Annotated in this window: 24 protein-coding genes and 1 tRNA gene; 18 read left to right on the forward strand and 7 right to left on the reverse strand. The window is 45.0% G+C overall.

Annotation, left to right across the window (positions count from 1 at the left end; all coding sequences use genetic code 11):
• Positions 1–134 precede the first annotated feature (134 nt).
• The 8 genes from AB4232_RS03460 (at position 135) to hflX (ending at position 10,101) form a co-directional block, all read left to right on the forward strand.
• Positions 135–1,592: a protein adenylyltransferase SelO gene (locus tag AB4232_RS03460; RefSeq protein WP_372086216.1), complete on the forward strand. Its 1,458-nt coding sequence runs from the start codon at positions 135–137 to the stop codon at positions 1,590–1,592.
• Positions 1,593–1,749: 157 nt separating this feature from the next.
• Complete coding sequence (locus AB4232_RS03465; protein WP_017104017.1) at positions 1,750–2,478, forward strand: response regulator; 729 nt, start codon at positions 1,750–1,752, stop codon at positions 2,476–2,478.
• 72 nt (positions 2,479–2,550) lie between these two features.
• Positions 2,551–3,996, forward strand: a complete 1,446-nt coding sequence (locus AB4232_RS03470) for an ATP-binding protein (RefSeq protein WP_017104018.1) — start codon at positions 2,551–2,553, stop codon at positions 3,994–3,996.
• A gap of 110 nt (positions 3,997–4,106) precedes the next feature.
• On the forward strand, positions 4,107–5,354 hold the full coding sequence (locus tag AB4232_RS03475; RefSeq protein ID WP_012603467.1) for an ABC transporter substrate-binding protein: 1,248 nt from the start codon (positions 4,107–4,109) through the stop codon (positions 5,352–5,354).
• A 181-nt stretch (positions 5,355–5,535) separates the two neighbouring features.
• Positions 5,536–6,474: a carbohydrate ABC transporter permease gene (locus tag AB4232_RS03480; RefSeq protein ID WP_009848503.1), complete on the forward strand. Its 939-nt coding sequence runs from the start codon at positions 5,536–5,538 to the stop codon at positions 6,472–6,474.
• On the forward strand, positions 6,471–7,328 hold the full coding sequence (locus AB4232_RS03485) for a carbohydrate ABC transporter permease (protein WP_009848502.1): 858 nt from the start codon (positions 6,471–6,473) through the stop codon (positions 7,326–7,328). Before AB4232_RS03480 ends, AB4232_RS03485 begins: the two co-directional genes overlap by 4 nt.
• Positions 7,329–7,334: 6 nt before the next feature.
• A complete protein-coding gene (locus AB4232_RS03490; protein WP_054541691.1) occupies positions 7,335–8,447 on the forward strand; it encodes an ABC transporter ATP-binding protein in 1,113 nt (370 codons plus the stop codon).
• Positions 8,448–8,733: 286 nt separating this feature from the next.
• Positions 8,734–10,101: a GTPase HflX gene (gene hflX, locus AB4232_RS03495; RefSeq protein ID WP_372086220.1), complete on the forward strand. Its 1,368-nt coding sequence runs from the start codon at positions 8,734–8,736 to the stop codon at positions 10,099–10,101.
• A 95-nt stretch (positions 10,102–10,196) separates the two neighbouring features.
• On the opposite strand, the gene minE is transcribed toward hflX, so the two are convergent.
• The 3 genes from minE to minC are packed head-to-tail and all read right to left on the reverse strand — an operon-like array spanning position 10,197 to position 11,964.
• Entirely contained in the window at positions 10,197–10,460 is a 264-nt protein-coding gene (gene minE / locus AB4232_RS03500; RefSeq protein ID WP_009848499.1) for a cell division topological specificity factor MinE, read from the reverse strand.
• Between the two features lie 6 nt (positions 10,461–10,466).
• Complete coding sequence (minD, locus tag AB4232_RS03505; RefSeq protein ID WP_009848498.1) at positions 10,467–11,279, reverse strand: septum site-determining protein MinD; 813 nt, start codon at positions 11,277–11,279, stop codon at positions 10,467–10,469.
• A 22-nt stretch (positions 11,280–11,301) separates the two neighbouring features.
• Positions 11,302–11,964, reverse strand: a complete 663-nt coding sequence (gene minC, locus AB4232_RS03510) for a septum site-determining protein MinC (RefSeq protein ID WP_012603472.1) — start codon at positions 11,962–11,964, stop codon at positions 11,302–11,304.
• A gap of 219 nt (positions 11,965–12,183) precedes the next feature.
• Here minC and AB4232_RS03515 point away from each other — a divergent pair, with 219 nt between their 5' ends.
• The 5 genes from AB4232_RS03515 (at position 12,184) to AB4232_RS03535 (ending at position 17,981) form a co-directional block, all read left to right on the forward strand.
• Positions 12,184–12,474, forward strand: coding sequence for a YcgL domain-containing protein (locus AB4232_RS03515; protein WP_009848496.1), 291 nt, complete (start codon positions 12,184–12,186; stop codon positions 12,472–12,474).
• Between the two features lie 30 nt (positions 12,475–12,504).
• Positions 12,505–13,503 (forward strand): lytic transglycosylase domain-containing protein, encoded by a 999-nt coding sequence (locus AB4232_RS03520; RefSeq protein WP_012603473.1) that lies wholly within the window; start codon positions 12,505–12,507, stop codon positions 13,501–13,503.
• A gap of 152 nt (positions 13,504–13,655) precedes the next feature.
• Entirely contained in the window at positions 13,656–14,576 is a 921-nt protein-coding gene (locus AB4232_RS03525; RefSeq protein ID WP_009848494.1) for a LysR family transcriptional regulator, read from the forward strand.
• Positions 14,577–14,781: 205 nt separating this feature from the next.
• Positions 14,782–15,981 carry a NupC/NupG family nucleoside CNT transporter gene (locus AB4232_RS03530; RefSeq protein ID WP_009848493.1) on the forward strand — a complete coding sequence of 400 codons (1,200 nt, stop codon included), beginning with the start codon at positions 14,782–14,784 and terminating at the stop codon, positions 15,979–15,981.
• Positions 15,982–16,166: 185 nt separating this feature from the next.
• On the forward strand, positions 16,167–17,981 hold the full coding sequence (locus AB4232_RS03535; protein ID WP_372086223.1) for a cation:proton antiporter: 1,815 nt from the start codon (positions 16,167–16,169) through the stop codon (positions 17,979–17,981).
• Positions 17,982–18,132: 151 nt separating this feature from the next.
• Here the strand turns inward: AB4232_RS03535 and folD are convergent, their stop codons facing one another.
• Positions 18,133–18,990, reverse strand: a complete 858-nt coding sequence (gene folD / locus AB4232_RS03540; protein ID WP_012603477.1) for a bifunctional methylenetetrahydrofolate dehydrogenase/methenyltetrahydrofolate cyclohydrolase FolD — start codon at positions 18,988–18,990, stop codon at positions 18,133–18,135.
• 210 nt (positions 18,991–19,200) lie between these two features.
• Between folD and AB4232_RS03545 the strand changes: the two genes are divergently transcribed.
• Positions 19,201–19,277 (forward strand) — tRNA-Arg (locus AB4232_RS03545).
• 113 nt (positions 19,278–19,390) lie between these two features.
• On the opposite strand, the gene AB4232_RS03550 is transcribed toward AB4232_RS03545, so the two are convergent.
• Positions 19,391–19,894 (reverse strand): GNAT family N-acetyltransferase, encoded by a 504-nt coding sequence (locus AB4232_RS03550; protein ID WP_029222191.1) that lies wholly within the window; start codon positions 19,892–19,894, stop codon positions 19,391–19,393.
• A gap of 297 nt (positions 19,895–20,191) precedes the next feature.
• On the opposite strand from AB4232_RS03550, the gene aroC reads away from it, so the two are divergent.
• Positions 20,192–21,277, forward strand: coding sequence for a chorismate synthase (gene aroC, locus AB4232_RS03555; protein ID WP_004734182.1), 1,086 nt, complete (start codon positions 20,192–20,194; stop codon positions 21,275–21,277).
• 113 nt (positions 21,278–21,390) lie between these two features.
• On the opposite strand, the gene AB4232_RS03560 is transcribed toward aroC, so the two are convergent.
• The gene (locus AB4232_RS03560; protein ID WP_004734183.1) at positions 21,391–22,014 is read right to left on the reverse strand and encodes a trimeric intracellular cation channel family protein; all 624 of its coding nucleotides are present in this window, start codon (positions 22,012–22,014) and stop codon (positions 21,391–21,393) included.
• A gap of 299 nt (positions 22,015–22,313) precedes the next feature.
• On the opposite strand from AB4232_RS03560, the gene AB4232_RS03565 reads away from it, so the two are divergent.
• From AB4232_RS03565 to AB4232_RS03575, 3 genes are all read left to right on the forward strand, one after another.
• Positions 22,314–22,844: an elongation factor P hydroxylase gene (locus tag AB4232_RS03565; RefSeq protein WP_372086230.1), complete on the forward strand. Its 531-nt coding sequence runs from the start codon at positions 22,314–22,316 to the stop codon at positions 22,842–22,844.
• 9 nt (positions 22,845–22,853) lie between these two features.
• A complete protein-coding gene (locus tag AB4232_RS03570; RefSeq protein WP_009848738.1) occupies positions 22,854–23,117 on the forward strand; it encodes a YfcL family protein in 264 nt (87 codons plus the stop codon).
• A 188-nt stretch (positions 23,118–23,305) separates the two neighbouring features.
• Positions 23,306–23,827, forward strand: coding sequence for an NADPH-dependent FMN reductase (locus AB4232_RS03575; protein WP_009848737.1), 522 nt, complete (start codon positions 23,306–23,308; stop codon positions 23,825–23,827).
• Positions 23,828–23,974: 147 nt separating this feature from the next.
• Here AB4232_RS03575 and mnmC read toward each other — a convergent pair.
• On the reverse strand, positions 23,975–25,553 hold a 1,579-nt coding region (gene mnmC / locus AB4232_RS03580; protein ID WP_372086226.1), incomplete at its 5' end, for an FAD-dependent 5-carboxymethylaminomethyl-2-thiouridine(34) oxidoreductase MnmC.

A 25,553-nucleotide genomic window follows, 5' to 3' on the forward strand; every position in this document is an offset into this window, starting at 1 on the left:
GTAACCTTTTCTCTGAATAATCTCTTTGTCTGATTAGCCCCCTTTATCTCAATAGACTCACTGCATAACCTGATCTGAAGTTGTTATCAAACTGTGATAATCTTAAGTTATCTTTTATCTACAGTGTATCTCTCATGTCTGTCTGGGATTCTATTTCATTTAACAATCGATTTACGGCATTACCTCGATTGTTCTATACCCCAATTCAACCTACACCGCTAAACAATGTTCAATGGCTCGCATGGAACCATAACCTTGCGGATGAACTCGGCTTTCCGTCATTTGAGGGCGCCTCAGAGGAATTGCTTGAGACGTTGTCGGGCAATGTTGAACCTGAGAAATTCTCGCCAGTAGCAATGAAATACGCAGGCCACCAGTTTGGCTCTTATAACCCTGATTTAGGTGATGGAAGAGGGCAGTTATTAGCTCAAGTTGTCGCGAAAAGTGGTGAAACGTTCGACTTACACCTTAAAGGTGCGGGTAAAACTCCCTATTCTCGTATGGGCGATGGTCGTGCTGTTATTCGATCAACGGTTCGTGAGTATCTATGTAGCGAAGCGATGGCGGGGCTTAATATCCCAACTACTCGCGCATTGGCGATGATGACTAGCGACACACCCGTTTATCGAGAGAAGCAAGAGTGGGGCGCATTGCTGGTGCGTGCTGCTGAGTCACACATCCGTTTCGGTCACTTTGAACATCTGTTTTATACCAATCAGTTGGCAGAACATAAATTATTGGCCGATAAAGTCATCGAATGGCACTTCCCGGAATGCCTCGATGACGACAAACCCTACGCTGCTATGTTTAATCAGATTGTTGATCGCACTGCGGAAATGGTCGCGCTGTGGCAAGCGAATGGTTTTGCTCATGGGGTGATGAACACCGATAACATGTCGATCATAGGGCAAACCTTCGATTATGGCCCGTTCGCCTTCTTAGATGAATATGACCCTCGCTTGATCTGTAATCACTCCGACTATCAAGGTCGTTATGCCTTTAATCAGCAGCCTAGAATTGGATTATGGAATTTGTCGGCACTGGCTCATTCTCTTTCGCCGCTGGTGGATAAAGCCGATTTAGAGGCCGCGTTAGAACAGTACGAACCACAAATGAACGGTTATTTCAGTCAGCTGATGCGCCGTAAGTTAGGATTGCTTTCGAAACACGAAGGTGACAGTCGCTTGTTTGAATCTATGTTCGAACTGATGTCACAAAACAAAGTCGACTACCCAAGATTCTTTAGAACGTTGTCGAACCTAGATACATTGCCGCCGCAAGACGTGATTGATTTGGTTATCGACCGCGAGGCCGCAAAGCTATGGGTGAATAACTACTTGCAACGCTGTGAATTGGAAGAGAGTTCAGTGGCCGATCGCTGTGAAAAAATGCGACAAGTAAACCCGAAATACATCCTCAGAAACTACCTAGCCCAGCTTGCGATAGATAAAGCTGAGCGCGGTGATAGCAGCGATATTGATGCACTAATGGTGGTGCTGGCAGACCCTTATGCGGAACATCCTGACTACGAACATCTTGCTGCCTTGCCGCCTGAGTGGGGCAAAGCAATGGAAATCAGCTGTTCCTCTTAACCTCCTATGATTCTTTGAGTCGCTAAGTACAGGTAGAGGTCACTAAGATGTGATCTTTATCTGTTTGTTCGTCTAACTTTACAAACATGTCAATAATCAAATAATCGGCCAGCCTATACACTATGTGAATAAGTTGTAAATTTAATAGGTTTGGGCGATGCCAACAAATACTCGAATTCTCGTGGTGGATGATGATCAAGAAATCTGCGAGCTGCTGGAAGAGTACCTCACAAAATCGGGTTTCGATGTTTCTTCGGTGGGAGATGGTGTTGAACTCGAAACTCATCTGCAAAACAATGGTTATCCAGACCTGATTCTGCTTGATGTGATGCTACCCGGTGACGACGGTTTTACCTTGTGTCAGCGAGTCCGAAAACAATCCAATGTGCCTATCATTATGTTGACAGCGGTATCGGATGAAACCGATCAGATTATCGGCTTAGAAATTGGTGCAGATGATTACATCGCGAAGCCGTTTAGCCCTCGTCAGTTAATGGCTCGAATCAAAGCGCTATTACGCCGTGTTCAAGTGGTGGACGACAAGCCAAGTGATGCACTGCCAAAGCAGATTATTTTTGGTGATTGGACGCTCGATACGCTCGCGCACCGAATCTATCACAACGAAAACTCAGAAGAGATGGACTTGTCGGGCAGTGACTTTTCTTTGTTGATGTTGTTCTTAACTCGTCCTAACGAAGTTCTCGACCGTGACACAATATCTTTCGCTACCAGAGGCCGTGAAGCGCTGCCTTTTGAACGTGGCATTGACGTACAGCTTAGCCGCCTGAGAAGCCGACTGGGCGACAGTGGTAAATATCCTCACTACATCAAAACCATGCGCGGTAATGGCTACATTCTTGCTGTGCCGGTTCAGTATGAACACTAAGCATGACCTACTGTTAATCAAGTAACGCAAATAAAGTATTTCCAATGAAGTATTCTGGATGAAATATCTCGTATGAACTGGATGAGTTGGTTGAAACCAAATTCGTTAGTCGCAAGAACCTTATTGTTGACGCTGTTAGCCGTGGTAATAGCTCAGGGCATCGCAACGTCTATATGGTATAGCGAATCAAAACACAAAGAGCTGGAAGGGATTCGTTCTGCTTCGTCGAGTATGGCGAACATGTTTGCTTCAACGGTGACTTTTTTTCAATCTCTACCCGTTAAATATCGTCATATCGTGTTGGATCAAATCCGCAATATGGGTGGTACGCGTTTCTTTGTTTCTTTCAATAAAGAGGCTTTGATTGTCGAACCGATCCCGGATACCCGACTAAAAACCGCATCGATAGAAGCGATAGAAAGTGTTTTAAGTAGCAAGCTCAATAAAGTCGAATCAGTTCGGGTGGATTTCTCTCGCCCTGAACATCTTCGCTTGCTTAAAAATGACATCTACTTGAGCGATCTCCCGCGATCGTGGGCACATCATACTTTAACGTTAGAACCGCTGAATCCACCCATTCTGGTTGTACAAATCGAATTGACCAGTCACGAATGGGTATACATTGCGGCATTGTTGCCTGCTCCATATGTGAAACTCGACGATACGATTCTTGGCAGAGAGCAGGTGATCTTCTTAGTTTCTTCAACGCTTATTCTGCTGGTTCTAACTTACTTGATGATTCGTCGCCAAGTGCGTCCTCTGAAAAAGTTAGCAAGGGCGGCCAATGAGATGAGTATGGATATTCAGCAGCCTCCGCTAAACGAAGAAGGGGCGACTGAACTGGTCACCGCAACCCGAGCCTTTAATCGCATGCAGCAACGGATTCGTCGCTATGTTGCCGACCGAGAGCACCTTTTTTCTGCGATCTCCCATGACTTAAAGACACCAATAACACGTCTAAGATTGCGTGCAGAGTTGTTGGAGAGTGAAGTAAAGAAAGACAAATTCAATAAAGATCTCGATGAGCTCGAGATGATGGTCAAAGGTGCTTTGCAAGCGGTAAGAGACACCGATCTACACGAGAATAATGCCATTATTGACCTCAACGAAATGGTACTTTCTGTTATTGAATCTCATAACCAGTATCAGACAAAAGTTGAGTTTGAGCCGGTCGTCATTGAGCCACTGGTCGCGAAACCACTGGCGATTAAGCGTGTACTGACCAACTTAATTGACAACGCGGTTAAGTATGGTTCATCAGCTGTCGTGGAAGTTAGTGGTGATGAGCTTTGGGTTGTCGTGACTATTCAAGACCGTGGGAATGGCATTCCTGAAGACAAGTTAGAGATGGTTTTTGAACCCTATTTTAGGCTAGCAACGGATGATCAAGGACACGGACTTGGCCTCGGGATCTGCCGAAATATCCTGCACGGACACGGTGGAGATCTCATTATTCGCAACTCCTCTCAAGGTGGCTTGGAAGTCAAAGTCTATATCCCAACAGGTCTAGAAGTGTAATGTAACAATCCTGTTACATTGGGGTTACCTTTTGTTTCAATCTTATCAGTCAGAATAAGTAGACTCTTTAATGAACCGGACGTCGAGTCCGCTAAACATGGAAGATAATAATGAAAATCAATAAAACCCTACTTACTCTATCTCTTCTTGCTGCCTCAACATTTTCTCAAGCTGGTGAAGTGGAAGTGCTTCACTGGTGGACTGCCGGTGGCGAAGCGAAATCCGCTGCCGTACTGAAAGAGATGATTGAACAACAAGGCCATACTTGGAAAGACTTCGCAGTTGCTGGTGGCGGCGGTGAAAGTGCGATGACTGTTTTGAAAACGCGAGCAGTATCGGGCAACCCTCCATCTGCCGCGCAGATTAAAGGTCATGATATCCAGGAGTGGGGTGGTTTAGGTTTTCTAACGTCTCTCGATGCGACTGCTAAACAAGAACAATGGGATGAACTACTACCAGAAGTAGTGACTAAAGTGATGAAGTGGGATGGCGAATATGTGGCAGTTCCTGTCAACGTTCACCGTGTTAACTGGCTTTGGGCTAACCCTGTTGTTTTAGAAAAATCAGGCGTGACGGTTCCAACGACATTAGATGAGTTCTTTGTTGCTGCAGACAAGATTAAAGCGGCTGGCTTCATTCCGTTAGCTCATGGTGGTCAGCCTTGGCAAGACGCGACCGTATTCGAAGCCGTAGCACTTGATGTACTAGGCAGTGAAGACTACAACAAAGCGTTCGTTGATCTTGATATGGACGTATTATCTGGCGACAAAATGGTGGAAGTGTTCACCAAGTTCAAAAAGATGCGTGATTACATCGACAGCAACTCTCCAGGTCGTGATTGGAACGTCGCAACTTCAATGGTTATTAATGGCGAAGCCGCGATGCAAATCATGGGTGACTGGGCGAAAGGTGAATTTACTGCGGCAGGCAAAGTGCCAGGTAAAGACTACATTTGTGCACCAGCACCGGGTACTGACGGCCAATTTACCTTCAATATCGATAGCTTTGCGTTCTTTGAGTTAAGTGACAAAGAGAACCAAAAAGCGCAGCAAGACCTAGCAAAAACCATTCTTACCAAAGATTTCCAAGAAGTATTCAACCTCAACAAAGGTTCAATCCCTGTACGTCTAGATATGGACATGTCTAAGTTTGATCAATGCGCGTTGGATTCAATGGCTACCTTCAAAGCGAGTGCTGAATCGGGCGATCTTGTCCCGAGTATGGCTCACGGCCTAGCGACAACAAGCTACGCTCAAGGCGCTATTTATGACGTGGTGACCAACTTCTTCAACGAGAAAGATGCCGATCCTAAACAAGCGGCAGCTAAGTTAGCAAAAGCAGTGAAAGCGGCTATCTAATCTAACTTGATAAGTGACACACAACGCACGTGAGTGACGGGTTGTGTTGCTTTATCGAACCCCCAGGGTGGGTAGGCTCGTAGGGAGCCTATCTGCTCTTCACTCCCAATTCTGATATGCGTGATGCTGATGTGGTGCCGAAAGGTAAGCCATTGGCTCGATTGTGCAACAAGGATAAGTTATGGAGCATGTTTTGACTGAGTCGACTCCAAAACCCACAAGGAGCCAGCCTGCACCGAAACCGAGTTTTGCTGACAGGTTGCAACATTGGTTACCTAAAATAGTACTGGCGCCAACCGCGTTAGTGACCGTGGTGTGTATCTACGGCTATATATTTTGGACGGCAGCGCTGTCGTTCACCAACTCTCGATTTCTGCCGAGCTTTAACTTCGTTGGTTTAACCCAATATGAAAAGCTGATGGACAACGATCGCTGGATCACCTCAATCACCAACCTCGGTGTGTTTGGTTTTCTGTTCATGGCGATTGCTATCTTGCTTGGTGTTGGTTTAGCGGTATTACTTGACCAGAATATCCGTCAAGAAGGGGCGATTCGTACTATCTATCTCTACCCAATGGCGTTGTCATTCATTGTGACGGGTACGGCGTGGAAATGGATTCTTAATCCGGGTCTTGGCATTGAAAAGCTGATGCAAGATTGGGGATTTACGGACTTCAAATTTGATTGGCTAGTCGACTCTGAAATGTCGGTGTATACCTTGGTTATCGCGGCACTTTGGCAGTCTTCTGGATTCGTGATGGCGATGTTCTTAGCAGGTCTGCGTGGGATCGATTCTTCAATCATCAAAGCAGCTCAAATTGATGGGGCAAGCTTACCTACCATCTATCTCAAAATCATTCTGCCTTGCTTGCGCCCTGTGGTTTTCAGTGCGGTGATCATTACTTCTCACATTGCGATTAAGAGCTTCGACCTTGTGACCGCAATGACGGCAGGTGGCCCCGGTTATTCATCGGATCTTCCTGCGCTATTTATGTACGCACACTCCTTTACTCGCGGACAAATTGGCCTTGGTGCTGCCAGTGCCATGATGATGCTTGCTGGTATCTTAGCGATTCTCGTGCCTTATCTTTACTCTGAACTTAGGGAGAAAAAGTCATGATGAATAACATCAATTTTGCTCGAATCTTTATTTATTCAGCACTGCTTTTCTTCTGTTTAGTGTACCTAATGCCATTGTTCGTCATGGCGCTGACGTCATTCAAAACCTTGCCTGATATCAAGGCGGGTAACTTGATGAGCTTGCCGAAAGAGTGGGTGTTCGATGCTTGGTATAAAGCGTGGGACACCGCTTGTACGGGCGTGAAATGTGAAGGCATCAAAGGTTACTTTTGGAACTCATTCCAAATGGTGATACCTGCGGTTGCGATCTCAACATTGCTCGGTGCATTCAATGGCTACGTGGTAACCAAGTGGCAGTTCAGAGGTTCAAATCTGTTCTTTAGCTTGCTGTTGTTTGGCTGCTTTATTCCGTTCCAAGTTGTGCTGCTGCCAATGGCAACCATGCTTGGCAAGATGGGTTTAGCAAACACAACTATCGGCTTGGTGATTGTGCACGTTATCTACGGCATGGCGTTTACGACTCTATTTTTCCGTAACTTCTACATCTCGATTCCTGATGAATTGATCAAAGCAGCAAAACTGGATGGCGCAGGCTTCTTTACCATTTTCTTTAAGATCTTATTACCGATCTCTACACCTATCATCATGGTGACAGTGATCTGGCAGTTCACCGCAATCTGGAACGATTTCTTATTCGGGGTGGTGTATTCGGGCTCAGAGACACAGCCGATTACCGTGGCATTAAACAACCTAGTCAACACCAGCACAGGCGTTAAAGAATATAACGTCGACATGGCTGCCGCGATCATCGCCGCCTTGCCAACGCTGTTGGTGTACGTCTTCGCAGGAAAATATTTTGTTCGTGGCCTAACGGCAGGATCAGTAAAAGGATAATTACCCATGGCAACATTAGATTTAAAACAGATCCGTAAAACCTATCGCAACGCGGACAACGAAACGTTAAAGGGCATCGACATTAGTATCGATTCGGGGGAATTTTTGATACTTGTCGGCCCTTCGGGGTGTGGAAAATCCACCTTGATGAACACCATCGCTGGGCTAGAGAATATTAGCTCGGGTGAGATTGTAATTGATGGCATAGACGTGGCGCAGGTTGAACCTAAAGATCGCGATATCGCGATGGTATTCCAGTCGTACGCCTTGTATCCAAACATGACGGTGCGTGGCAATATCGCTTTCGGTTTGAAGATTCGTAAGATGCCGCAGCAAGAGATTGATGCTGAAGTAAATCGAGTGGCAGAAATGCTGCAAATCGAACAGTTGCTTGATCGTAAACCGTCGCAACTTTCTGGTGGTCAGCGTCAACGTGTCGCGATGGGACGCGCTCTAGCTCGTCGTCCTAAGCTGTATCTGTTTGATGAGCCGCTTTCTAACTTGGATGCCAAGCTGCGTGTTGAGATGCGCCATCAGATTAAACGTCTGCACCAGAAGCTGAATACCACGATTGTTTATGTAACCCATGATCAAATCGAAGCGATGACTCTGGCGGATCGCATCGCAGTAATGAAAGACGGTGAACTGCAGCAGTTAGGCACACCGCAAGAGATCTACACCAAGCCAAACAATATGTTCGTAGCAGGCTTTATGGGTTCACCATCCATGAACTTCATTAAAACCATGGTGGACTTGGATGAGGAACAGAATCCGATCATCAAAGTAACTGGCACGGCGGAGCAAGAACACCACATTCGATTGCCACAGAGTATGCGTGACCAAGATGGCAAAGAGTTGGTCATTGGGTTGCGTCCTGAGCACATTACTGAGCAAGAAGGTGATGATGTGTCGGCAACTACAAAGCTAGATCTGCAATTGGAAGTGTTGGAGCCAACAGGGCCAGATACTATTGCAATGGTTAAGGTGAACGACCAAGAAGTCGCGTGTCGTTTATCGCCAGAATTTGAAGTGTCGGTTGGGCAAATGGCACCGCTTCATTTTGACTTATCGAAAGCCGTATTCTTTGATGCTCAGACTGAAGCGAGAATCGACTTTTAACTTTTAACTTCTAGTTGCTGAGTTAGTTTAACAATCAAAGTTCATGTCTAAATCAAAGGCAGTATCACCAACTACTAATAAGTAACGTGATGCTGCCTTTTTCGTTGGCTATACTTGCGTTTTATCCCTTATAAAAACAGAGGGATAAACGATATATATGCTTCTACTGCAATAATATCGTGATTTAGTATCCCTTAGCTCTATAAAGCTGACGTAGAAACGCGTAGGATCACACTACTTTAGACCAGAAACTAGGCTGCACCTTGGTGCATAAACAGAAGAATACATGAAACTAACAGCAAAACCAGCGGCGAATAACGCTTTACTTATTTCTATTACGACACCGGATTTTAAAGGTGACGAAGCAAAAGAGTCTCTTGCCGAACTTGCTCGCTTAGTGACAACCCTAGGGTTTAAAGTCGTCGGTACGCAATCGCAACACCACAGTTCATCTCAAAGACAGAATGTGTTGGGTGCGGGTAAGCTTGCCGAAATTGCACATCTAACTGGTTACCAAGGCTCTATTGAAGAAGCTGAAGATGAAGACTTTCTTGATGAGTCGGGTTTGTTTGATTCTGAAATCGATGAGCTAGATTTTGATGATCTTCCAACGGGCAACTTCCAATACGGTGCCGCTGATGTTGTGGTATTTGACTGTGATTTAAGTCCATCTCAAATGCGTACTGTTGAGGCGAGTTTGGGTGTGGAAGTATTTGACCGCACTGGCATCATCATCGAAATCTTCAGCCGTCACGCTCGTACTCGTACTGCTCGTCTGCAAGTTGATATCGCTCGTCTAAACTACTTAGTGCCACGACTTCGTGAAACGGCTGAGGGTGATAAAGAGCGTCAAATGGGTCAGGGCGCCGGTGAAACTTCACTTGAGCTAGACCGTCGTAACGTACGTGACCAAATTGCTGCGCTTAAGCGTGAGCTAGTAAGCGTACAAGATGAAATGAAGACCCGACGCACAAGGCGTGCAGAGCTTTTCACTGTTGCTTTAGTTGGCTATACCAACGCCGGTAAATCTTCGATGATGCGTGCAATGACCGCAACCGAAGTGGTGGGTGAAGATAAACTGTTCGCAACGCTAGATACTACGGTTCGTGCGCTTCAGCCGATTACTCAACCTCGTATTCTGGTTTCAGATACAGTGGGTTTCATCAAGAAATTGCCACACGATCTGGTTGCATCATTCCACTCAACGCTAGCAGAAGCGCACGATGCTTCATTGTTGCTTTATGTGGTTGATGCTTCTGATGTTTCATTCCGCGCACAACTTGATGTGGTACACGACGTATTAGCTCAAGTGGGTGTAGAAGGCAGCGAAAAACTATTAGTTCTGAATAAGTGCGATAGATTGACTGAAGAACAGCAATTAGAGCTGATCGAAGAATTCCCAGATGCGATGCTAACGTCGACTCGGGATCCTCTGGATATCACGAAACTGCACAAGTACATCGTTGGTGTTGCTGAAGAAGGCATGATCGAAGAAGAGATCACGATTCCTTATTCTGGCCAAGGCATCATCGGTGAGATTCGCTCAAACATGAGTGTGATTAAAGAAGAGTACGATTACGAGTGCATTAAGTTGACTGTTCGCTCTAGTGAAATTGACTTAGCTCGACTGAAAAAGCGTATGCAGAATTCTTAATCTTTTATAGCGTTTAGACACAAGTTAAAATACCAAAAAAGAGAGCCTAGGCTCTCTTTTTTATTGAATCGTGATAAGCACCGCTCGATCTCTGCTTATCGGTCTTCTTCTGGAAGTTTGACGTTCAGCTCTAATACTGAGATGTCGTCATCTTTGTGTTCGAAAGTCAGATCAACCATTGATGGATCGACGTCAACGTACTTCGCAATACACTTCAAGATGTCTTCTTTTAGTTGCGGCAGATAAGACGGCGCTGGGTCGTCATGGCTGCGTCGCTCGGCAACAATGATCTGCAAACGCTCTTTAGCTAGGTTTGCGGTTGTCTTTTTTTGTGGTCTAAAAAACTCTAGTAATGACATTGCGAATTAGCCCCCGAACAGTCTTTTGAAGATGCCTTTCTTCTGTTCCGTTAAGAAACGGAAGTCCACTTGGCTACCCAGTAGTCGTTCTACAGTATCATTGTAAGCCATACCTGCATCGGTTGCTTCGTCAAAAATAACTGGAACACCTTTGTTCGATGCGTTCAGTACTGCTTGGCTCTCTGGGATGACACCCAGTAGAGAGATGTGAAGAATCTCTTCAACGTCTTCAACACTTAGCATCTCACCTTGAGTTACACGTGCTGGGTTGTAGCGAGTCAGTAAAAGGTGCGTTTTCACTGGTTCTAAGCCATCTTCTGAACGACGAGACTTAGAATCAAGAATACCGAGAATACGGTCTGAATCGCGTACAGAAGAAACTTCTGGGTTAGTCGTAACAATCGCTTCATCAGCAAAGTAAAGAGCCATCAGAGCGCCTTGCTCGATACCTGCAGGAGAATCACAGATGATGAAATCAAAGCCCATTTCATCTAGTTCATCAAATACACGACGAACACCATCTTTTGTTAGTGCATCTTTATCACGAGTTTGAGAAGCCGGAAGAATGAATAGATTCTCTGTGCGCTTGTCTTTGATCATCGCTTGGTTCAGTGTCGCTTCGCCATTGATAACGTTAACGAAGTCGTACACAACACGACGCTCACAACCCATGATTAAATCTAGGTTACGCAGACCGATATCAAAGTCGATAACTGCGGTTTTCTTCCCTTTTAAAGCTAAGCCTGAGGCAATAGCTGCACTGGAGGTCGTTTTACCTACCCCGCCTTTACCTGACGTTACAACGATAATGCGTGCCATTTAGTTTTCCTTTTTATTTCTCTTATATTGCGAGGACATCAACGTGTAATACATCGTTTGCCATACTGAACATGGTTTTCTTCTGCCAGTACTCGCTTTCAATTTGATCGCTGAGCCAGTAATTTCCAGCAATGGAAACCAGCTCGGCTTGTAAATCATTACAAATTATTTTTGCTTCAGTTTGACCACTCGCGCCTGCAATCGCACGACCGCGTAAAGTACCATGGATATGAATGCTGCCATCGGCTATGACTTCTGCGCCGGCACTCACATGGCTGAGGATCAATAGATCGCCATCTTTTGCATACACTTGCTGACCAGAACGAATAGGCGTTCTCACCACTTTTATCGGAGCCATCTTCGCTGGAGCTTGAGAAGGTGATTTACTGGCTGTCATCACTGCAAAACCAGCTTCTTTCGCTAGGTTCTGCATACGTTTATCCGAACAACCAGCCACACCTACTGGGATCATGCCCGCTTGAGATATCCCCTCTTTCAGTTGCAAAAAATCGATATCACCCGCGACTTTGCTAATATTGATAACAACAGGCGCAGCAGCGAAAAAAGTGGGAGCTTGGTTTACTTTTTCTTGAAGAAAAGACACCGCATTTTCGACTTGATCATCGGATAAGTGCAAAACAGATAGCGTAAAACTGCTACCTTTTAGATCTGGATTACTAGACATCGAAAACTACAGGACCTCAATAGCGGATTGGTACAATTTCTTTATCAATAAAATAAAGGGCGTTGCCTGAAACTTGGTTTATCATGTTATATTCCCAAACCAAGCACAGCAAGTAATCTTGTTGTCAAATGAACGTTTTGTTCCCAATATTTCCCTTAACATAAACTATTGATCTCGTAAGTGAGAGTTTTGTAGTCATAAACAATAAAAAGGTTTGTCATGCTGTGTTCTATATATAAAAGTTCAAAGAAAGAAGGAACATACCTTTATATCCCTAAGAAGGATGATTTCTCACAAGTTCCTGACGCATTGATGCAAATGTTTGGTAAACCTAGTTTTGTAATGGTAATTAAAATGGATGGCCGTAAACTGGCGCAAGTGAACATCGATAAAGTGAGAGAATCACTGAACACCGATGGTTTCTTTTTGCAGGTTCCGCCACCACCGGTTAATGAACTTGAACTTCATAAAGAGCGTAAAGCTCAGCAAAACGTTCAAGACGAAGAGTGATAGCTACCTTAATTCAAGGAGGAGTGATCGTTGAGTAAATTTTCGAAAACCATATTGGCTGTGTCGGCATTACTATTAGTTAATAGCCTGACGATTGGTTCCGTTCAGGCTGAAGAGCTGAGCTTTGAGCAATATGTAGAGAAACTAAAGCAACAAGGCCGGGCAGAAGGCATCTCTGAAACGATCATTGATCAAGCCTTTGATGGTGTGACGTTTAAGCCAAGAGCGGTGAAAGCCGATAAGAATCAACCTGAGAAAAAACTGACTCTGGATGAATACATTCCACGCGCGGTTCCAGATTGGAAAGTGAAGCAGGCGAGATCGCTCTATAAGAAGCATTATTCTGCGTTGAAGCGCATTGGTGATGAATATGGTGTTCAACCAAGATTCATTGTCGCGCTATGGGGTGTTGAGAGTAACTTTGGTAAGTTCACGGGTAACTACAGTGTTATTGATGCTCTCACGACTATGGCCTATGAAGGACGTAGAGAAGCCTTCTTCCGTAGCGAAGCGATGGCGGCGTTGAAGATTCTTGATCAAGGCCATATTGCACCACAAGAGATGAAAGGATCCTGGGCTGGTGCGATGGGGCAGCCTCAGTTTATGCCAAGCTCATTCTTAGCTTATGCCGCTGACGGTAACGGCGACGGCAAGAAAGATATTTGGGGTACTGAAGAAGATGTATTTGCTTCAGCGGCGAATTATCTCAGCCAATCGGGTTGGGATGACAAATATACTTGGGGCCGTCAGGTTCACGTACCGTCGACTGTGTCTATTGAAATGCAAGGCCGAGGCGAAGACAAAGCGAAATACTTAAAAGAGTGGTCTGAACTCGGTATTAAGCGCTTTGACGATCGCCCACTACCAACGCTTGATGAAGATATTAAAGCTTGGCTAATTATGCCAGACGATGAAACTGGCCGTTCTTACCTCATTTACAACAACTACAATGTGTTAATGAAGTGGAATCGTTCTTACTACTTTGCTTTGGCAGTAAGCCACCTAGCAGACAGAATTAAGTTTGATTAATCGACCTAATTTGATTAACAGATTTAGGTCGCTTTGAATAGCATTTGGTCTACCATAGGCAGAACGAACTAAAGGACTCTTCGGAGTCCTTTTTCTTTTATATTTCAGAGATTTTTAAAGGTGGCCTTGTGCTAACAGATAGAGCCGCACAGATGGTGATATTCCATGCGTTAATCAAGCATGAAGGCTTTACCAGTGCAGCAAAAAGTTTGAATGTGTCGGTGTCTCACATCAGTAAGCAAGTTGCTTTGCTCGAGGATTCGATAGGTATCAAGCTGGTGCAAAGAACCACACGCAGCCTGACACTAACTGAAGCAGGGGAAGTGTTCTATCAGCATTGTGAGCAGCTGTTCAATACGGTGAAAGCGGCTCAAATGGATATGGATAGCCAGCGTGACGACATTTCTGGAATATTCCGCATAGGCTTGTCTCAGTCATTTGGCACACTGCATATCATTCCAGCGATTGATCAGCTCAGACAGCTCTATCCGCAGCTGAGAATTGAAGTGCATTTGTTCGATTACAAAGTGGATATGATTGAGGAGCGCTTGGATCTTTGGATCACCAATAATGAAGACCTGCCAGAAGGTTATATTGCGCAGCGTTTAGCCGACAGCCAATTTGTGGTAGCCGCATCACCGGATTATCTGATTAAAGCTGGTACTCCTCATGTGCCATCTGATCTGATTGACCATAACTGTCTTATCTATCGCAGCCGTGAACGAGACTACACGTCATGGGCGTTTGATAACGGGCAAGAAAACCTCAGTGTCAAAGTGGCGGGCGATTACTCGGTGGATTTGGCTGAGGCGGTACGAGACGCAGCTGTATCTGGATGGGGTGTTGCTTATTTGGCGACTTATTTAGTCAAAGAGGAGTTTAGAACAGGCAAGTTAATCCAAGTATTACCAGAATGGAGAGCCAGTCAGTTGATGCCATTCTATGCCGTCTATCCGAGTCGAAAGAACATGCCAAAGAAGCTTTCAGCAGTGATTGAGTTCATCAAACAGCATGTTGGTTCGCCGACGTATTGGGACAAAAACCTCAAAACTTGCGTTGAGCTGCATCGTTAATTGTTTCCTAATTCATAAATATAATTTCCATATGGAAAAAGTATGCATTTTGAACAAGCTAATCCATTAAAATTCAATGCTTTAATCTAACCTTGGGCTAGTTGCTGATAATCCCAACATCACATTAACAACCGCACCTTGCCGCAAACGATTTCCTCTATACAATGCGTCGCCTTTCCTACCTACAACTTTTAGGTTGACGCATATGGCTTCCCTACTTGGAATTATCACTATTTTAGTAGCCGCTTGGTTACTATCTACGGACAGAAAAAATATTCCGCTAAGAACTGTCTCTTTGGCTTTCTTACTGCAAATCTCATTCGCGCTATTGGTTCTTTATGTGCCAATGGGTAAAGAAGCGCTGAATGCAGCTACTGGTGCGGTGTCTAGCTTGATCAACTACGGTCAAGAGGGGATTAACTTCCTATTCGGTGGCCTAACGAATAACGGATTTGTTTTCGCTATTAACGTTCTCGGCATCATTATCTTTTTCTCTGCATTGATTTCAGGTTTGTATCACATCGGCTTTATGCCAAAGGTGATCAACATAATCGGCGGTGCTTTGCAGAAGTTTCTAGGCACAGGTCGTGCGGAGTCACTGTCTGCAACGGCAAACATTTTTGTTGGCATGATCGAAGCGCCATTGGTGGTTAAGCCTTACCTAAAACATATGACGGACTCACAACTGTTTGCTGTGATGGTATGTGGTTTGGCTTCTGTTGCTGGCGGCACGCTAGTGGGTTATGCATCGCTGGGTGTTGACCTAAACTATCTGATCGCTGCGGCATTCATGTCGGCACCAGCTGGTCTATTGATGGCTAAAATCTTAGTACCAGGCAGCCCAGAGGATGTTCAAGAAAATATTGAGTCTGGTGTAGAGATTCCACGAGCAACAAACGTAGTTGAGGCAATGGCAGATGGGGCTATGTCTGGACTTCGTATTGCCGTTGCGGTGGGTGCGACACTTCTAGCCTTTATCAGTGTGATTGCGATGCTGAATGGCTTGTTAGGTATTGTTGGTGGCTGGTTTGGCGTAAACCTAAGCTTCGAACTTATCCTAGGTTATGTGTTCGCACCTGTTGCATGGCTGATCGGTGTACCGTGGTCTGAAGCTGTGGTTGCAGGCTCGCTGATCGGTAACAAAATCGTTGTGAATGAGTTTGTGGCTTTCATCCAGTTAATGGACGTAAAAGATGCACTGAGTGAGCACTCAAAAGCGATCGTTACTTTTGCACTATGTGGTTTTGCTAACATCTCTACCATGGCGATTCTGATTGGCGGTTTGGGTAGCTTAGTTCCAGAGCGTCGCTCTTTCATCTCACAATATGGCTTCAAAGCGATTTGTGCGGGTGTGCTTGCCAACTTAATGAGCGCTGCGATCGCTGGCGTGGTGCTTTCTCTGTAGATAGATGATAAGTACAGAGTGGATGAGTCAGTCACTTTATTTCCCCTATAGTAAAGTGACTGATTAATCACACTAATATTCGGTTAGCATGAAAAAGAGAGCCTATAGTTTAATGACATAGGCTTTCTTGTTTCAGCAAATAGGTTTGTATCACAAGGTGTGGTACGAATTTTTTAGGGGCACAAATGGATTTGTCGATTACTTCTTCTTTGGCATTAATTGGACTGCTGTCTTTAACGTGTCAATTGTTAGGCTGGCGCTTACGTCTTCCTGCTATTCTTCCTCTTCTTATTGTCGGCCTACTTTTAGGTCCCGGTCTTAACATCCTTAATCCCGATGCCATTTTTGGTGACGTGCTATTTCCGCTGATTTCATTAGGTGTCGCTATTATTCTGTTTGAAGGTGCATTGACCCTGAATTTCAAAGAAATCAGAGGCCATGGTCGCATGGTGACACACCTCGTGAGTTTCGGCATGCTGTTTACTTGGGCGTGTATCGTGGTGGGTGCTTATTACTTTGTGGACTTCAGTTGGCCATTAGCCGCTCTGTTTGCTGCCTTAGTGGTGGTGACGGGTCCAACCGTTATTGTTCCCATGCTGCGCAGCATTCAGCCCAAATCTTCGTTAGGCAGCATCTTGCGCTGGGAAGGGATAGTGATTGATCCGATTGGCGCTCTGTTTGCCGTTCTCGTTTACGAATACATTGTTTCTTCAGCCGATCCTACAAGCCATGTACTGTCGGCTTTGGGGCTGACTCTAGCCATCGGTTTAGGCTTAGGGATCATCGGTGGCTATTTGATTACCAAGATGCTGAAAGGGCATTGGGTTCCGCATTATTTGCGTAACGTGGCAGTCCTAACGTTGATGTTGGCGGCGTTCTCTTTTTCTAATGATCTGAGTGAAGAGTCTGGCCTATTAACCGTGACCATCATGGGTATCTGGCTCGCCAACGTGAAAGGCTTGGATCTTGAAGATATTATTGAGTTCAAAGAGACCTTAACCGTGTTACTCATTTCTGCCTTGTTTATCTTACTGGCGAGTAGACTTGATTCTGGGACTTTCCTTTCGATAGGTTGGGGCGGTATTGGCTTATTAGCGGTCGTCATGCTGGTGGCTCGTCCTTTGAGCGTGTGGATCAGCGGGATCGGCACGGATCTTACTTCAGCAGATAAATGGTTTTTGAGCTGGATGGCACCTCGCGGGATCGTTGCTGCCGCAGTTTCTTCTCTGTTTGCTATCAAACTTCAAGAGAAGCAATTGATTGAAGGGGCTGATCTACTGGTGCCAATGGTGTTCTTGGTCATCATCGGTACGGTTGTGATTCAAAGCCTTACCGCAAGTTGGTGGGCGAGAAGGTTGGGTGTGACTCAAGAGAAAGCGCAAGGGGTTATCTTCTTTGGCGCGACTCATTTTGCAAGACAGTTTGCCAAGGTGCTGGCGACACACAATATCAACAGTGTACTTGCCGATACCAACTGGGAAAGCATTCGTTTGGCGCGTATGGATAACCTGAATGTCTATTTTGGTAACCCAGCCTCAAGCCACGCGGAAAATAATCTGGAATTGGACGGGATAGGGCGCGTGATGATCGTCTCGCCTTATCGTCAAACCAATCCATTAGTCAGCATGCATTATCAAGATGAGTTTGGTGAAAATAAGGTGTTTGAGCTTGAATCGACAGAAACTAAACACGAAAGGCATTCAGTGAGCCGAGATGGTAACAGAAGCCTGTTTTCGGAAGGAATTACCTATTCCAAGCTTAACTCCTTGATGGCTCAAGGCAGCCAAATTAAGAGCACGGGATTGACCGATGCGTTTGACCTTAATGAGTTTAACGCGCTGTATCCTAAAGCGATTCCACTCGGTGTGATTACAGGTGGTGATTTCCGTTTAGTAACACAAGGTTCTGATTTGGAAAAACTCATATCAACGGAGTGTGCGATCATTAGTTTATTGCCGCCTTCTGAACAGACGGAAAAAATCGAGATACCAGATAAGTAGCAACGAGCACTGCATCAGAAGCGAGTTGCCCTGATTCAAAAAAGCCGCAACGTTCATCACGTTGCGGCTTTCTAATTCTGCTCTAGCTTGTTTTACTCTAGGGCGAGGCAATTCATGCCAACGGTATTACTATCGAAGCTGTCATTGCGGACTATTTCGAGTGAAACTGCTCACAAGCGATCATTGTGTTCTCAATTAGGCTTGCTACAGTCATTGGACCAACACCACCCGGAACTGGTGTGATGAAGCTTGCGCTCTCTTTCGCGACATCGTATTCAACGTCGCCAACGAGTTTGCCAGATTCCAAACGATTGATGCCTACATCGACCACAACAGCACCTTTCTTAATCCAAGCACCAGGAATGAAGTTAGGCTTACCAACTGCTACAACAACAACATCAGCTTGACGTACATGACCCTCAAGGTCTTTGGTGAAGCGGTGACATGTTGTCGTTGTACAACCGGCTAGAAGAAGCTCTAACGTCATTGGGCGACCTACGATGTTTGATGCGCCAACCACAACCGCGTGTTTGCCACGTAAGTCGATGTTATAACGGTCAAGCAGCGTAATGATGCCTTTAGGCGTACAAGAGCGAAGCTTAGGCATACGCTGAGCCAAACGACCTACGTTGTATGGGTGGAAGCCATCAACGTCTTTTTCCGGCGTGATGCGCTCAAGAACTTGAGTGCTATCAATACCAGCTGGTAGGGGAAGTTGAACAAGAATACCGTCAATCTCCGGGTCTTCGTTCAGTTGGTCTACCAGTGTTAATAATTCGTCTTCTGTCGCAGTGGCTGGCAAGTCGTAAGATTTAGATACGAAGCCAACTTCTTCACATGCTTTACGTTTACTTCCTACGTAAACCTGAGAAGCAGGGTCTTCACCCACTAAAACAACCGCTAGGCCCGGAGCGCGTAATCCAGCTTGAGTGCGAGCTTTTACACGAGCCGCAACTTCAGAGCGAACCGTTTGAGAAATTAGCTTTCCATCAATATTTTGAGCAGTCATGAATTTCCTTAGTATTGATATTCAAGTTAGTGGCTGATGTTTTGGCGCATTATTCCAGAAAATCTTTTTGATTACCATTAAGCAAACGTTTGCTTTGTTCTATTTTCCAACACCTATAATCTTATTGCCCTTTTTTTACTCACTTGGATCAGAATGTTAGATAAAGCCGTTGCTTTACTGATTCGAATTCGTATAATCCTTTCCTGTAGCGCGCCCTTAGCTCAGCTGGATAGAGCACCTCCCTTCTAAGGAGGTGGTCGAAGGTTCGAATCCTTCAGGGCGTACCACTATTTAAAGAAACCCGATAACTCCCTGAGTTGTCGGGTTTTTTGCATTTCAGAACGACTTAATATTTCAATACCGTGTTGTGTCTTTAGATGCCTTTGTATTTCAGTTTTTGCTAAACGGCAACGAGCTGTGGGGTATATCTAAGGCCTAGCATACTGCATCCATCTTCCAAGTAACGATCGGTCACTACGTCGAAACCGAACTTACCATAATAGTCTTTAAGGTGAGCTTGTGCCGAAATAAAAATTGAGCAATCAGGGTAAATCTTCCGAGTGGTATCAAAACTCACTTGCATGAGCTGGTTACCTATCTGTTTACCTCGGCATTCTTTCGCTACGATCACTCGCCCGATACAAACATCATCTGCATCAGAATCGAGCTGAGGGAGAACATCTACGGGGTATCCAAGCTTCTGAGCCATAATTCGACTGTAAGCCACTAGGTGTCCGTTCTCATAACCCATGATGTGATAGGTCTCTGGATGATTATCTTTGCCGTCTAGATCACTATAGGGTGTGTTCATATCCACGATAAAAATATCGACTCTTTGTTGTAAGAAATCATAGAGCTCTTGAACAGACAGCTCCGCAAATTTTTTAACTCTCCACTCGATCATCACTTTTCTCCTTATTATTTTGGGCTACAACATAGAGAGTATTCAAACCGAGTTCATTAACCTTTGTTAACTGGCCATGAAACTATTCAAAATCACCACTTTAAAGCACCACTCATTTCCCCTCGTTATTCATTTCATTCGGCTCATGTAATAGAAAGTTAAAATTGTTGGTTTTTTGGGGTTTACATCATTTGGTAATAAAGCCACTATGAATTCACGAAGAATAGACAAGTAAAGCTATTAGCCAGTCGGTTTAGGAATCAAACCTTCTGAGTGATGGCTGATTTAGAGGAAGTAATGGCAGGAAACAGTATCGGACAACATTTCCGCGTGACTACGTTCGGAGAAAGTCACGGTATCGCACTAGGATGTATCGTAGATGGGTGCCCACCAGGATTAGAAATTACCGAAGCAGACCTTCAAAGAGATTTGGATCGTCGTCGCCCAGGTACTTCTCGTTATACAACGGCTCGCCGTGAAGCGGATGAAGTAAAGATTTTATCCGGTGTATTTGAAGGCCAGACTACGGGTACTTCTATTGGTCTATTGATTGAAAATACAGACCAACGCTCTAAAGACTATTCCGAAATTAAAGACAAGTTCCGCCCTGGCCACGCTGATTATACCTACCATCAAAAGTACGGTGTGCGTGATTACCGAGGTGGCGGTCGCTCTTCTGCTCGTGAAACTGCAATGCGTGTTGCGGCAGGTGCGATTGCGAAGAAATACCTTAAGCAAGAATTTGGTGTTGAAATCCAAGCTTATCTTTCTCAAATGGGTGATATCTCAATTGATAAAGTGGATTGGAACGAGATCGAAAACAACGCTTTCTTCTGTCCTGATGCCGACAAAGTACCTGAATTTGACCAACTGATTCGTGACTTGCTAAAAGAAGGCAACTCGATCGGTGCGAAGATTCAAGTAGTTGCGACTAAAGTGCCTGTAGGCCTTGGTGAGCCAATCTTTGATCGTCTAGATGCAGACATCGCGCACGCTCTAATGAGCATCAATGCGGTGAAAGGTGTTGAGATTGGTGATGGCTTTGATGTGGTTAATCAACGCGGTAGTGAACACCGTGATCCATTAACTCCGGAAGGTTTCAGCAGCAACCATGCTGGCGGTATCTTAGGTGGTATTTCTACTGGCCAAGATATTGTGGCAAGCATTGCGCTTAAACCAACATCAAGCATTACCGTTCCTGGTGACACGATCACTAAAGACGGTGAAGCAACGCAGTTAATCACTAAAGGTCGTCACGATCCATGTGTTGGTATCCGTGCAGTGCCTATTGCTGAAGCGATGCTGGCTATCGTGTTGCTTGACCACTTACTGCGTCACCGTGGTCAAAACTTTGGTGTGACAACAGAAACGCCAAAAATCTAGTTCTGCTTCGTTTTATTCAGAACAGATTTGAAACTGATTTGAGAGAAACCAAAAAGGGTTGCTTCGTAATGAAGCAACCCTTTTTATATTCTGCGTCATTGAGAATATATTATCTAATGCACAGAGCTTTCCGGATCAAGCTGGAACGAAGGCAAGCGCCATTTGAATCTCACTGCTGCCATGCGCAGTAAATAGCCTACAACCAATGTCACGATCGTCGCGGTCACATCGTTTATGCCTAGTTCAAGAAGACCTAAGTACAAGCCTGAAGCGACAAGGGCGACAGATGCATACAACTCTTCATGCAAGACTAGTGGCGTTTGACGACAGATAAGATCGCGCAGTAGGCCACCAAACACGCCAGTCACTAATGCAGACACCATACAAATCATTGGGTGCAGACCCATGGTCATCGCTACTTTAGTACCAATGATACTAAATACGATAAGCCCCAGCGCATCCAAACGAATGAACAAGCCTTTTAGCTTGATTACCCATTTGGCTAATCCCGTTGTGATAACACCAGCAATACAAGTGATCGCCAGGTACTGGGGGTTTTCAACCCAGCCTAAAGGGTAATGGCCGAGTAAAATATCTCTTACTGTACCTCCGCCAATTGCCGTTGCACTCGCAACTAGCATTACACCAAACCAATCCATTTTTTGTTTGCCAGCACTGAGAGCACCGGTCATGGCTTCTGCCGTGATGCCAATGATATACAAAACACTTAGTAGCATTGCTGTAGCTCTATAATTTAGGTCTATAAATTGGAGTCTTATAGGCCATAGGGATATAAAAATTAAGCGCGAGTGTAGTAGTAAAAACGCTGATTGACGAATGAATATTTGTACCGTGAATAGGCATTTCAGATTAGCTAAACTAATCATTTACCTCAAAGTGGTGTAATCTGGGATCAGCAATCGATTGTCATCGTAAAGTATTATGATGAACCTAATGTCATTGCCAGTGATAGGGCTTTACCGAGCGCTTAAAAAAACGCAAAATGCCCCAGTTCTTTTTACTTAAATTTGATCTTATGACACACCAATACCCAGACATCATCGACATTTTCAATCAAGCCTTTTTCGAGAGCTTCAATACTAAGCTAGAACTGGGAGCGGACGAGCCCATTTACCTGCCAGCCGATGAGGAGATTCCTCATCACCGTATCGTTTTTGCTCGTGGCTTTTATGCTTCAGCACTTCACGAGATAGCGCACTGGTGTGTGGCTGGTCCTGAGCGTCGCTTATTGGAAGATTTTGGTTACTGGTATGAGCCTGATGGCCGAACTGAGTCGGTTCAAGCTGAGTTTGAAAAAGTGGAAATTCGCCCACAAGCGTATGAATGGATCATTGCGACCAGCGCAGGCTTTCCTTTTAATGTTAGCTGTGACAATCTACACGGCGATTTTGAGCCAGATCGTTTGGCCTTTATGAATAAAGTACACAGCGAAGTCATGGGTATCTTTGAAGCTGGTCTGCCGCCTCGCGTGAAAATGCTCTCTGAAGCATTACGCAGCTTCTACGATGTAGAACCTTTATGTACTAGCCAATTTATTGTGAAATAAGAGAATATTATGATTATCGAATTTGAAGAAAAACTACTTGAATTAATTGATGCTCGCATTGAAAACGCATCAGATGATGAACTGTTTGCTGGTGGTTACTTACGTGGTCATATTTCTCTTTCAGTAGCTTCATGTGAAGAAGACGGCATTGAAGACGTAGCAGAAGTTAAATTGCGTATTGAGAAGAGCCTAGAAGACGCACGTTCTGAATTGACGCCAGCCGATCGTACGATCGTTAATGACCTTTGGGTTGAGCTGCAAAACCAAGCGTAACTTTAGTCGTTTAGCATTATTCGTCTACCGTAATTCGCTCACAACTCTCCCTCCTCATTTTTGAGCGAACCAATAATTTGAGACTCATTCGAATTTTTTGAATGAGTCCGTTCAATCCTTGTGATGGTTCCATTTTCTGACTACGTTATTCTAATCCCACTTAACGGAATCACAGAAAAGGTCACATCATGAAAGTTATCGCATTTGGCGCAAGCACCAGCTCTACCTCTATCAACAAAACTCTAGCAACTTACGCAGCTAACTTGATTGAAGGTGCTGAAGTCAAAGTTCTAAACATCAACGATTACAACGTTCCTATGTTCAGTGAAGACACTGAAAAAGAGATTGGTCAAGCGGAAGGTGCTCAAGCATTCTTACGTGACCTAGCAGAAGCTGACGCATTTGTTATCTCTTTCGCTGAGCACAACGGCCACTACCCAGCGGCGTACAAAAACCTATTTGACTGGGCGACACGCATTGAGCGTTCAGTATTTGGCGAGAAACCTGCGGTTTACTTAGCGACATCACCAGGCCCTGGTGGCGCACAAACAGTACTTGGCGCAGCAACTGGTTCGGCTCCGTACTTTGGTGGTAACGTTAAAGCATCGCTTTCAGTGCCTAGCTTCTACGATAACTTTGATTTTGAGTCTGGTGCTATCAGCAACGAAGAGATCGCCCAACAGATTAAAGACGCGGTTGCTAAGCTGTAAATACTGCTCCGTTTAGAACATCAGTTTAGATCAACACGAACAACAAAAAGCCCGAGTGACATAATGTCGCTCGGGCTTTCTAGCCTTTAGTTTTAGATATTTCTGATATTCAGAAACTTCAGATGTTCAGAATAGCTGAACTAGAAACTATGAATTTGATTTAGAGTGCTTGTCTGCAACCCATCCAGCCGTTAATGCTTTGCCTTTACGCAGTCTGCGCACCCACATTCTGCTTGGGTGAATCGCCTCAAGCACATCAACAGGCAAGGGTAGGGGATCGCCACAGATTTGTGATGCTAACACTTCAGCTAATAATGGCGCAGAGCTCAAGCCACGTGAGCCTAGCCCGATAAAGCAGTATAGGTTAGGGAAGCTTGCTACCGTTTGAACATCATCAACAGAGTGACGTTGCGGGTTGAAGTTGTGCAGGTCTTGGTACTGTTTTTTGATTGATTCAAAATCGCCAACGTTTCCGACAAACGGAAGGTGGTCACGGCTTACGCTTCGGATACCTTGGCGCGCTAGGTTGCCACTGGTGTCGACATCTTTTGTCCATGCTTGGTCTGGTAGCGACACATGTAGGCGCTCACCATTATATTGCTGAACCTCAATATCAAACTCTTGGTCGATATTGGTCTTGTCGTAGTTCGCGCCAATACAGTGGTGACCATTATTTGGGTTCTGTGGCGTCAAGTAACCATCAAAACACAACACCGTTTTTAGTTGACTGAGGTTTTCTGTAGTCGGAATATGACTCACTTGCCCTTTAACTGGCGTCAGAGGTACAGGGCGAGTTTGCTCAAATTGGGTGAACTTGTGTCCATTCGCGACAACTACTTGGTCGTGCTTGGTTTGAATTTCACCTTGAGGCGTCTCAATCGTCAGCAACCATTGCTGTTCTGTTTCTAACCATTCAAGTTGCGTTACTTGATGTTGATAGTGCGCGCTCACTTGGTTGGTCTCTTCTAACCTGCCAATCAAACCTTGAGTCAATTGGAGAGGGCTTAACCAACCTCCCAGTGGAAAGTAGACACTCTCTTTATCGACTGGTAAGCCAATCTTTTCGTTGGCTTGCTCTGGCGTTAAACGCTGAATCAGATCTGTGTGGAAATTGCCTTCTAACATGCGATTGAGCTTTTTAGTGGAGCCTTCATCCCACATCAGAATATTAACGCCACACCAACTGTAGTCAAACTCAATAGATTGTGCCGCCTGATTAATAAACTGACGAGCAAACAGCAACCCTGGACCAAACACGCGAGACACGTTCGATGTCGCTTCGCTGAGTAGCGGATAAATGGCACCTTGGTTGTTACCTGAGGCATTGCCCGCAGCTTGTGGGTGTTCACAATAAAGGGTGATGTTTTTACCACGTCGGCTTAACGTTTTTGCGAGCGCAGCGCTGGCAACACCACCACCGATAATGGCGATATCTTGTGAATCACTGTGTTGAGCTAGGCCATACCAAGGTTTGATGTTGGTATGAGCGTGCTTTTCGTCAAGTCGGCCGGCAATCATTTCACGCTTAGTACCAAAGCCTTTAACTTTTTTCATTGCAAAGCCGGCTTCGATTAAACCGCGGCGAACAAAACCGGCAGCGGTAAACGTTGCACAGCTGCAATCTTGTTTTGCCAGTTTGGCCATGCCGTTGAATAGGTTTTGATTCCACATTTCAGGGTTTTTGCTTGGAGCAAAGCCATCTAAGAACCACGCATCGACTAAACCT

Source organism: Vibrio sp. 10N.286.46.A8 (assembly GCF_041470165.1).
GTDB classification, from domain to species: Bacteria; Pseudomonadota; Gammaproteobacteria; order Enterobacterales; family Vibrionaceae; genus Vibrio; species Vibrio tasmaniensis_A.